Annotated in this window: 6 protein-coding genes and 2 pseudogenes; 1 reads left to right on the plus strand and 7 read right to left on the minus strand. The window is 38.5% G+C overall.

From position 1 onward, the window contains the following. Positions 1-564: 564 nt before the first annotated feature. The 4 genes from AB6E85_RS25425 to AB6E85_RS25440 all read right to left on the minus strand — a co-directional run bounded on the left by AB6E85_RS25425 (position 565) and on the right by AB6E85_RS25440 (position 5,433). Entirely contained in the window at positions 565-1,605 is a 1,041-nt protein-coding gene (locus AB6E85_RS25425) for a hypothetical protein (RefSeq protein WP_372144735.1), read from the minus strand. After that, a complete protein-coding gene (locus AB6E85_RS25430; RefSeq protein WP_372144737.1) occupies positions 1,589-4,000 on the minus strand; it encodes a TcfC E-set like domain-containing protein in 2,412 nt (803 codons plus the stop codon). Before AB6E85_RS25430 ends, AB6E85_RS25425 begins: the two co-directional genes overlap by 17 nt. Next, a complete protein-coding gene (locus tag AB6E85_RS25435; RefSeq protein ID WP_372084277.1) occupies positions 3,972-4,730 on the minus strand; it encodes a hypothetical protein in 759 nt (252 codons plus the stop codon). The genes AB6E85_RS25430 and AB6E85_RS25435 overlap by 29 nt, the downstream gene beginning before the upstream one ends. Positions 4,731-4,926: 196 nt before the next feature. After that, positions 4,927-5,433: a hypothetical protein gene (locus tag AB6E85_RS25440; protein WP_372084279.1), complete on the minus strand. Its 507-nt coding sequence runs from the start codon at positions 5,431-5,433 to the stop codon at positions 4,927-4,929. A 272-nt stretch (positions 5,434-5,705) separates the two neighbouring features. Here AB6E85_RS25440 and AB6E85_RS25445 point away from each other — a divergent pair. Next, positions 5,706-6,220: pseudogene (locus AB6E85_RS25445) on the plus strand (transposase); the annotation flags it as partial. A gap of 55 nt (positions 6,221-6,275) precedes the next feature. Here the strand turns inward: AB6E85_RS25445 and AB6E85_RS25450 are convergent. The 3 genes and pseudogenes from AB6E85_RS25450 to AB6E85_RS25460 form a co-directional block, all read right to left on the minus strand. Beyond that, positions 6,276-6,559 (minus strand): annotated as a pseudogene (locus AB6E85_RS25450) (IS5/IS1182 family transposase); the annotation flags it as partial. A gap of 304 nt (positions 6,560-6,863) precedes the next feature. After that, a complete protein-coding gene (locus AB6E85_RS25455) occupies positions 6,864-9,197 on the minus strand; it encodes a glycoside hydrolase family 19 protein (protein WP_372144739.1) in 2,334 nt (777 codons plus the stop codon). 1,042 nt (positions 9,198-10,239) lie between these two features. After that, entirely contained in the window at positions 10,240-10,971 is a 732-nt protein-coding gene (locus AB6E85_RS25460) for a hypothetical protein (RefSeq protein WP_372144741.1), read from the minus strand. Positions 10,972-11,320 lie beyond the last annotated feature (349 nt).

Genomic DNA, 11,320 nt, shown 5'->3' on the forward strand with positions numbered 1-11,320 from the left:
CCCCCCCCCCCCCCCCCCCCCCCCCCCCCCCCCCCCCCCCCCCCCCCCCCCCCCAAATGAAATCTTCAACGATGAAAGCCAAGATGAGAGAGCTTGGATAGACAGGTTCGTAGAGTGATACAACAATGAGCATAAACATCGAAGACTAAACTACGTGACGCCTTCGGAAAGACATGCGGGTAAGGGTAGTGAGAGCTTACAAAAAAGAACGGCAGTTCTAGAGGTACGCCGAGAGCAAAACCCTGAACGTTAGTCAGAAGAAATCAAGAACTGCGAACCAGTTGGTGACGTTCATTTGAATCCAGAAAAAGAGGTTGCTTAATTAATAATCAACCAGTGACTAGTAGCTTGAAAAACGTCGAAAGCCCGACTCGGCAGAGTTTACCTTCAGTCTCGCAATACAAAGCAACCAGAAATTTTGATGCCTAGCTGCTTCCGGTACTGGAGGCGTATCCAACAGGAATGGTCAGAAATAACAGCTAAGCATGACTGGACGCGCGAATATCTGTCCACAAACGTCCAGAGCTCATTGCAAAGTTGGCCCAACGAAGCCCACTATGCTTTTTAATAATCGGCTTCCACTATGAAGTTGTAAGTACCAGTATAAGTCTTTCCAGGAGTCGCTAGGTGAAGGTCTGCCACAGAAAATTCTATCGAACCCACCTGTTGACGAACATGGGCAAGAGACGGATTAAATGTGGCTGCATCATAATGTGTCCAGACATCTGCTCCTAGCTCAATCAACGAGTTTATATGGTCGAAACGAATGCGAACTCTCTGCGCAAAACCGTTTGCGTCCAACAAACATTGTCCATTACTATTTTTTCCCAAATTACCGCCACAGCTGTATTTTATGTTGAATGATTCGTTAGTCTGGATTTTTATGGGTAATCCGGCCCCCCAATATGGATGATCCCCTTGTTCAAAATTAAGCGATCCCGCTCGGTATGGTATATTGACTTTGAAAACGTGTCCGATGTCCAGTACAATATGACCAGATAACGTCTCCCAACTGTCACGAGGCTTAAGGTGATATGTACTAGAGTTCAAATTAACATTACCATAATACCTACCAGGCGTTAGAGGGCCGGAATAACTAGGGCTGACTCTCATTGCTAATAAAACTTCCCAGTACCCATGACCATTGTCAGGCGCATAACCGTCATGAGTGACGCCGGTACCAACATTGTAATAAAGCATTTCAGACTCATGATCACCATAGCCTTGACGTGCGTAACAGTAATTACCTTTTGCACTACCACCGCCCCAGAACCTCGGTCCCCTTAGCACATAATGGCCAATAACACTAATTTCAACAGGCAGTTGGTTACCATAGTTATCTGTTAAGACTTGCTCTGTTACCCCGTTCCCGTATTTAACTACATACCCATGAGCTGCATTACTGATATCTATAACACTTATTCTAGTATACCCCCCAAGAATAGAGTTCTGTGAACAACTTGGGTTATGTATTGAGCTAGCTACCTTGGTAAAATAAGTAGCTCCACTTGAAGGGTCGAGTTTATAATGTACCTGTCCAAAACTGGCTGCATCAAGCCAAGCACTATATAAGAACAATATTGAAAATTTAAAAACCTGTTTCACAACTTAATTCTCCCAGATATACATATTCATCACGATTATAATTACTTAACTCTTTAGTGCATAATAATCTATCATCAGAGAAAATCTCTATTATAGGAAACTGCTCGGAAACGGCCAGCTGAAAATATCCGTCGCTGATGTCTCTATTAATAACTACTGAAGATTCATGGTTGACGATTTTTATACTATTAGATGCATCTATATTCTCTATAAAGCCTGCCACGTGAAAATAGTTCCTTGGTTCTAATTCTATAAACTTAACGCCTCCTTTATAAAAAACACCATGATGCAGTCTATCTTCATCATCGATAGTAGCACTGTTCGAATGTACATAGAGTGTAGCTGAATCATATTCAGCCACTGGGATAAAACTCAATTTTCCATCTAATACCACTTGTTCTCTTCCTGATATCAGGTCAATTTCTGACGTAGAACGTGGGTCAAACGTACTATTTTCTACTAAAAAACCCGAAGAACTTGATGCAGTGTCGAAAAAACCAACATTGTTATCGGATGAGACGACAGAACCACCGTAAAGAAAAGAGCCTGTGAAATCAGTGTCAGTACTGTTTCTATTCATTGATAATGAAATATTGCCTGATCCTTTATCATTCCTGATTTGCGAACCGAAAAGAGCATTGATGCTATTGTCCCGCGAATGACTGATGTCTGCAGATACGCTTTCTATCAATTCAGAGTCGATATCAGAATTCGCATAGGCACTGACCACATAATCACCACCCTGACTAAATAAGCTCACCCCGCCTGAGGAACTATCTGAAAAAGACAGAGGCATTGATAAATTTAGGCCGAAGAAGAATTCATTTGATACGAAATCACGATCTCTTACCCCCACATGATAGCTAACATATAGTGGGTCACCTCTAAATTGAGCAAATTTATTAAAGTAAGCAGTAATCTCTGATTGCTTAGAATCTATAATATAATTTGCATGACTATTCTCTAAAGCTGAATACATATAATTGATATGAAAAGAATCGAAAAAATAATTTTCGTAACGTCCGCTAAAGTTAACATAAAACCTTTCGCTAAGTTCTGATTCGATGCTTTTGTACAGATATTCCGTATTAAAGAGAAAGTGTTTGCCAAGTTTAGTATCTAATCTTCCAAGAAAGTTGTAATTACTCTCATCAAGTGCAGAAAGCTCAAAGCTTAAAAAAGATTGACTAGAAAAAAAATAATCACTTTTCATTAGAAGTAAATTGTCAAAATCGGACAACATACCACCAATTTCGACATCAAGGTTTTGATTTGAAAATATAGTTTTTTCATACAAAGCAAATAGTACATTCGTATCCCCAGAATTTAGCTCATCATAAACACCAAAAGACAAGAAATCGACGTTATTAGTATTTCTATTAGTGACTGTCCTGACTATTGGGGCTAGGGTTGTTCCTATATTCAGTTTTCTATGTATTGTTATGTCATAGGTGCCGATAGGAAGAGCACTAGCATCAATGAAACTATGACCTTCTGAATGAGGAGCGCTATATAGTAAAGAGGATCCTCGATATACTTCTACTACCCCCCTGCTTGGCATATAAATATCTATATTGAGGAATTGACCGCTTTTACCTAACCTTCTTTCTGAGGCATCTTCGATCGAAAATTGCTTTATATCTCTCATGTCAATAATTGCGTTTGAGAAGCCACTTCCTAGTCTTGTTTGATCGTCTAACAATGAAAACATATAACGATTTGAACCATAATCTTTACCTAGTGCGGTTTGATTATTAACAAATTCAACATTGCTATTACCATCAACATAGGAACCTCCTTCAAATTCAAAAAAACTGTTTTTATAACCTATGGTAGTATCTAAGAGTGCAGAACCACTAAAATAAGACAAATTATTAGAACCGGTTATTCTATAGTTTGTCACCGTTCCTAGTGCGTTAACATCACTCTCCTTCAAATAATCAAGTTTATTTTGACTATTTATTCTTCTGTTTTCGAGCAAAACTTCAATATATTTAACTCGGCTGTCTTTTACTGGCTCGCTGAATGTTACTTTTGTCTCAGAGTTAGATGTTTCTTCTCCACATACATTTAGCATAAACTGCTGAGCAATGATATCAGCACAGGTATATTCTTTATTGGTTTTTATTTCAACCACATCACTCATTGATGAAGTGTAAATAAAAAACTTCGTAGTGCTACCTTTGTATAGCGTGTATCCTTCTGCTATAGTTTTTCCGTATAATCTAAATTGAAGCTCATCTCTAAATTCTACATCTTCGAAACCAGAAGGAGTGTCACTGACTATTAAAAGTTTCGGATTATCGATACTATCTAGTGCAAATGAAATAGAAGGAAATAATACAGTTATAAAAAATAATTCTTTTTTAATTTTTCGATAAAAAATCTTGTTCATGGACATATTTACTTATACCTATGCCATTGTTTAAGTCACAATTAAAAACCACACTAGTCATGTCTATACCAACATCACCCACATCAAAAGTACGCTCTCGGTTTGGTATCATTCGAATATCATTGAATATTTTGCAATCAAGATCTTCCTCTTCCGAGCAAAGAGTACAATTCGTTAAGGTACCAACTCCATTGCCGTTATTTTTTAGCGTAAGAATACCATTATCCACTGTAGAAATAATATCCGGTTGTGAGTCTTCATTTGAAATAGCTACAAATCCACTAGTCGCAATAGAAATAAATATACCGGAATTAACTTTGTCCTTGGAATTAGGACTTTCCAGTTTTTTGTTAGTAACTGGTACAAATCTAACTTTAAAATACCTGTCTTTTACTACACTTTCAGCAGTTTTGACGACTCTAAACTGTACAGAACTTTTTGGAGGTACTAACCCTTTCTCAGGAATGACAATTATTGAGTCTTTTTTTCCTTCGCCTTCAACTAGCTCTAACTGTTCATTTCCATTTTCATCGAAGGTGACTTCTACAACGTGCGTTTCCACGTAGGCAATATCGTCAACTGGGTTGGATAGCTTTATTAAATCACTTCTTTTATTGCCCTTTAATATTAGTAATTCTTGGTCAGCTTCAACTCTATTACTGGCTGCCGAAGCAGCCAGAGATATAAGAGATGCCAACACAACTAAAAATAAAATTCGTAGTTTGAACATCAATGTCTGTCTCGTTGGTTGACTTTGTTGCGTAATAGTGAATTCACGAAGAATTGGCACCTAAATTTAGAATAAAACTCTTAGTTCACTTCAGTTATCTACCAAGCGATAAGGCTTTAGGCTTTAGTGGACTTATCACTGCTTGAGGAATAACAGGTGAAGTGGATTATTCTTTTACGCAACAAAGTCTCGTGATTTATAGGGAATCTTCGAAAACCAGTTGTACTGAGCCTGAATATGCACCCGATGACAACGCCGCACCAATAGGTTGATATTGACCAATATTAATATCGAGAGGATAAGCAACAAAAGTTCCCGCAGAAGGAGGAGTACTGTCAATCTGCGACGAGTTGTGTGTAATTGCGTTATTATCAATTGTCACGTCTAGGGGCAATGTGTCTACACCATTTGTAATACTTGGTTGGGCAAGTAGCTGCGCTCGTAGTCCTGTACTAAATGTCGATTCGATATTCATGTTAAACGAACTAAAAGAATCATTTACTTCATCATAAACAAGATTAGCGATAACACCACTAAAGTCGTTTCGACCAACAGGACGCACTTTGAAATCTTGCGCCGCAATAGTCGTAGTTACGTTGATAGTGGCATTTACTTGGTCACCTGGTGCTGCGCTGGCTGCTAGTGGAAAAATGCACCCAAGAAACAGACAAGCAGATGTATTGATACGTGATTTCAAATTCATTTTTTTTCCTTTAAATTATCCATTAAAAATATAATTACTATACTACTCAATTAATGACACATTTATTGATAGCTGTGAAAATTGGCCACACCAAAATATTAGCCTTTTTCTTGCCTGCAAAAACACCTAAAAGATAAACTTATCGCAAATGCAGTGGATATATCCATCTATATCCGTAAAAGAGTCCGATTTTGATATCGTTTTTAACAAACTCATTAATAGACTTATTACATAACTCAATAAAACTAAATCAAGAGGGCCTTTGTTGCGTGGTGCGGAAAAAGCCAAAAAAGATAACTAACTGGGCGGATTATATTAAAGCGCTATGCAAATGTAGTTCAGTTACGTTCTGGATAGATGGATCCACATAAATGCATGACAATGCAAAATCCATCATGGTATACGTGGTAAGGGCTTCCAGTACTCAAACACAGCGATTGAAACAGCTTTTATGATCAAGGGCATTCTCTCTGCCGTTGCATGTACTTCAAGGCTTTATCAACTCGATATTCGAGCTATTGGATGTTCCGTTGACTACACCTGTAACAGTAAACGCTCGAAGACAGTTCACGTTTAATATAACGATGAATATAGAGGAGCTATCCGCCGTATATTTATTGGCTCAACTAGCCTCAAAGTCTTTGGTGAGGGGGAGTGGAAAGTGAAAAAGCATGGTGCAGAAAAACGCAGAACATGGCGTAAATTACACTTAGCTGTAGAAGTGGATACTCACGAAGCGGTTAGTGCGGAAGTCAGCCTTTTAAATGTAGGCGATAATGAAGTGCTTTGATGCTTAATTCGGTGAGAATACATGATAGTCCCATGTTCATCAGTTGTGAAACAACATACTGAGATTCTGGCATACCTAGCCCTGTAAGCTTATTCAGCGCTTTGATCATAACGCAGGTCTCGCCAACCTGAGCATTGTAATTTCTTAGGCTTAATTTCCCACCTAACAACTGTTTTACCCGATACATTGCTGTCTCTGATAGTGAGCGCTTATGATAACCATACCGCTTTTCCACTTATAGTTGGAGTCGTGGAGCTTCTGACAACCTACGGCAAGATTACGAGGGTGTCCTCGCTCCCTGAACGCAGCTCCTTCTCGTGGCGGGTAAAGCGGAATCGGCGAGATCTACCACGCTTACCTTGTTTGTTTTCACTGGGCTATCGTTTGCTCATCAATCCAAAAGGTCAGAGAACCACGGTTGATTAAGGCTTTATTGTATTGCTTTCAGTTAGTTGTTTTGTAACGAGGTTTAGACGTGAGGTTACGACGATTGATGGGTGTAGTAGATAAAATCGTAGCTTCTTGATTTAGTTCCATCGATTTAAGCAAGAAAGCCTCTATTAGTTTAACTGTAATCACATAAGAGAAAGGAGGCCGATTTTCAGGCCTCCTTGGTTAAAACATGAAATATATTACAAGACTATTTATCTTCAACTATCACTACGTTTTCCCAGTTTTCAAGGATACAGTCGTCATATGACGAGTTCGAAAATAACCCCTGATATGCTGTTTGATAACTTACAAGGTGACACTTCGGTTCGCCAAACCAACCCTTTTCCCAATATGTTTCAACTTGACCAGAGCCGTTAGTTGGGAAATCATTCATACCAGCACATGTTAGAGTTGACTCGTCTTCTACTTCTGGCATACCAAAATGGTCTCGGAATTGCTTATAATAGCCAATACGGTGTAGTGAGGCGGCGCTCTCTTCATCCCCCCTACATTCAAGACCACCATTAATAATATTAGTTGTGGTGCCAAAGCCACCCTTGATGTTTGCTTTCAAATCATATTCGTTAGGTATCCAGTTTCCAATAACTACGTCAGCCATGGATGGCTTAGGAGATTGGGGGGTCATGAAGAAATAGAGGCTAGAAGCAAGGTTTAACCATGTATCTGCGACTTTCTCGGGGGCGTCAAGCAGTACTCTTTCATCGCCAAACATAGCTTTAGAGAAAGTTCCATAGTTGTAGTAGTAACTTAACTGCTTCGCTCCTCGTCCGAAGTATGACTTAGTATCACCATTGGGGAATTTACCACATTCCCACCAGGCCATTTCTGAACCGCATTCCTGATTATATCCGTTTCTGCTTTCTTCATCGAAGCCGATTTCGCGCAACCAATATAGGCCCTGTTGCCACTCTTCAACACCGCTCCATGAATCATTCGCACCTGTTTCTTGTACATAATGAGCAAAAGACGTCGCCAATAAATTCTTACATATCGCGTCAGAATCCAAATTCTCATATGTCTCACAGAAACCTGGAAACTTCGCAACGGATTTTAAGAAATTGTCATAGCTGTATGCTGCATTTCGCATGGGAAAAATCGCTTCCCACCCATTGTCACCACCAATAATACGCTCTACTCGTTTGACATTTTCTGGGTTGTCTTGTCGACCACTGCTTACTAATACTACCTCACTATTGCTAAGAGTACGCACTGAGTGCTGTGCTTCAAGAAACTTAGGTGTGACAGCGTTAGCTAAATCTAACTCTATTTTACTTCTTGGGATTTCGATTTTGTTCGGGTCTGGCACTATCTCCTGGTCCACTGATAACTCTAATTCAGTACCTTCCGGTGCCCATAGCGCATTTCTTCCCCCTGTGTAGTCAATAACTTTAATTGAACCATCTTGTTGTGCCTCACCTGCCAAAACTCCGGGAATACCCAGCGCATTGATCGCATCCGCAACCAAGTGTGTACTCCATGTAGACACTGGACTAGTTGCAGGTATTTCCAAGTAGTTTATTGAACCATCTGGAGTGGTTAATTTTGCAGTAATATTAGCAGGAACGATGGTTTGAATATGGTCTGTTTTAATTTGCTGAATAGCCTCTAATGAACTAATGCTAAGGTGTGAACCTTGAGGGCCAAAAACGGCATTCCGACCACCACTATAATCAACGGGAACCACACCGTCCTTTTGGTATTCACCAGCTTCAACGCCAGGTATTGATGCCTCATTGATTGCATTTGCGAGAAAATGAGGCGAGTACAGGGAAACGTTTGCTAACTGCCCTGTTCTCACAACATGGGCACCGTTTGGTGTGGTAATTTCCGCAATTAATACTGACGGTAAAGATGAAATAAGGTGATCTAGTTCGATACGTCCGAAAGAACTTACGGCATCGATATCGATAGTAGTACCTTCTGGACCATATATGATGTTTCTGCCACCGGTATATTCAATAACTTCTAGCTTACCATTTTCTTGGTATTCACCAGCCTTGACACCAGGTATTTTAGCTTCATTGATCGCTTCAGCTAAGAAATGACCTGAATACAAAGAAATATTTTGGAGTGGTCGCGATATAACGCTGTATTCCTCACCTGATGGAAGATTAATTGTCGCTGTTAGAACCGAGTTTTCGTCTGAAAGGAACGCTCCTGTCCTTATTGTCGCCACTTCATTTTTTTCGTTAAATGGTGGTTCTTCAACATAATCCCCTATATATTCCCATGGCTGGTTGGTTAAATCAGACTCGTCTCCTGGGAGCAAAGATGGGGAAGTGGAATTTTGATTATTCACATACCATTTCGCTTGGTATATTTTTCCGTCGTATACAACCTTATCCCCTTTAAAATAATCTTGTAAAGGGGAAAACTTAACTATTTCATTTTCATTGAGTAAAATGAAGCTATTACTTTCACCCAACCCACCATTTTGATGCGTAACAGAAGCAGTAGCGATAGCAGTAACTGGAGCAGCAATTGCAACTGTTAAGGCCAACGCAATTTTAGATAATTTCATATATTTCCTATATAGTTTATTGTGTATTTCAGTTAATTTAGAGGCTGTTTTCATACTAGAAAAAAGAGCAAAACATTTAGAAAAATACTTTACGCCCGACCTAAAATAACTTATGGACGTTCTCAATTCATTGTCAACAGTCATCAACAAAACAACATTAGATAAAACCTAATCACCAAGAAATTGCTGACAAAAATATTTAATGAATTACTCCCCTGGCAATTAAATTAAATTTATTATCTTACCATCATGTCAATTCCTATTACGGACATTTTTACCACTAACCCCTGTAGAATAACTACCGTTAATATAAAATACTACCTATTTAATTTAGATATATCCAATTTATCATTGCGTATCATTGCAGCCTTGTTGCGTCATTAGGATTGGTTCCTCGCATACACAGCAATGTCGGTCGAGAAAGATAATTAGGGCATAAATAAATGGACAATGGGTAGGCATTGCTAGCCACGGCTTAGATACGGTAGGTATATAAAAAATTGCACTACAAATGAAGGAAAGGGAAATAGGTCTAACCAACTTTATTAAAAAATAGCCTGTTCAAACAGCTAATAGCTCGTGTAGTCATTTGACAGTTAATGCGCGAACAAAACCATTATGGTTCGACGTATAACTGCAGCATCATTTATGAAACGAATACACTTGGGCAGTTGTACGTTCATTGTCATCAGTATTTACTTGCACACGTGGGAGTGCCCATACTCGGTCAGATGGTTGCTTCCTCATTTAGTTTCATCTAATTATGCACGTCAGAGGCCAGCAAATGTTCAAAACGATAAATAGTTTGGAAGTAATTAGATTCATCTATAACAAGGTGGTCAGGTAAGCGCACTTTCACATCTTCATATGTAGTGTACTGGAATTTATAGTTTTGCATTTTAAAACCGGCGATATAGAGTTCGCGTGACAGGATAGAGCTACTCAATACGACTTGAAAGTACCGTATTTGAGCCGTTATTTGCGACATATCGTATCCCCAGTTAGTGATATCGCGCCCTGCGTTTAGCTAATAGTAATAGGTCTACACACTGCAATAATAGAAGCTCTTCTGAGACCAAATCGACCATTTTTCAGGTTGTTCCTCTATTGAACTCATAACTCGTCGCATTAGCACTTCTCTCACCTTTCTCAAATCATTGAAAGCTTCTTTTTTGCATATAAATAAAATCTCCAAGCGAGGGAGGTAATTATTGTTATAATACCTATTGACGAATATCGTTTTTCTACCAATTAACTTACAGACAGGGAGTACACATTTTTTCAATAACCTAATCTTATTTTCAAACAATGGGAAAGGAAATTCATCGTATGTCACAATAGTTATACCATCGAATTTTCGTAATTCTAGAATAGCATCCCTATTATTTATAGAAACCACATGCACCTGTGGTTTATTTATACCTTTAAACACTTTTAAAACGTAATAAATTTCCTTTTTATTATAGTCTTTATGACCATTTATGATTAGCACCTTATTAAAATAACAACTCGCGACCATAGAAACAATATTAACACTTGAACGAGAACAACAAATAGTTATCGGTTCTCCAGATTCAAAATATCTAATCATTTTATCAAATATATCACTGTATATGTGGCTCATACTAGAACGTTCGAAGTACGTAAAATTATTCTGTTCTATACCTTGAATAAAACTATTTATTGAGAAACGACGATAATTCAACTCTTTGCCTAAAATATATTTTGTTCTTTCTCTAATGCCAATTTTATCATTATCAAAAAATGACAACACACCCCCACACTTCGACAACCAATCTGCGAATAATTACATTATTATTAATCGAGAACCTACCTTCAAAAAATGAAACTTTTGAAATATAAAACCTCTTAAATTTTCCTATTATCGCATTCATATTAAAGGCCAACCTATTTAGGGCATCCAATTTATCCAAACGTCTTTTATCATTTGGCAACTAAATAAATCAGAGCATAAATCAGTCATAAATCTAATTCACCAATTAATGAAGATATAGCGATTTCTCGATAAATAAATCCACAATTCAGGCGTATAAAGCACACTCTCTGGGGCTTTGTTTCCTAAATCAGGGAACTAATGCTTAAAGCTACGATCAGATCATCTA

The organism is Vibrio sp. 10N.247.311.51 (assembly GCF_041467855.1).
In the GTDB taxonomy this organism is placed as follows: Bacteria; Pseudomonadota; Gammaproteobacteria; order Enterobacterales; family Vibrionaceae; genus Vibrio; species Vibrio coralliirubri.

What these genes read in the sequence shown, in the direction of transcription:
- AB6E85_RS25430 (WP_372144737.1), bottom strand. Translation starts at nt 4,000, where the DNA reads ATGAACAAGATTTTTTATCGAAAAATTAAAAAAGAATTATTTTTTATA.
- AB6E85_RS25435 (WP_372084277.1), bottom strand. Translation starts at nt 4,730, where the DNA reads ATGTTCAAACTACGAATTTTATTTTTAGTTGTGTTGGCATCTCTTATA.
- AB6E85_RS25440 (WP_372084279.1), bottom strand. Translation starts at nt 5,433, where the DNA reads ATGAATTTGAAATCACGTATCAATACATCTGCTTGTCTGTTTCTTGGG.
- AB6E85_RS25455 (WP_372144739.1), bottom strand. Translation starts at nt 9,197, where the DNA reads ATGAAATTATCTAAAATTGCGTTGGCCTTAACAGTTGCAATTGCTGCT.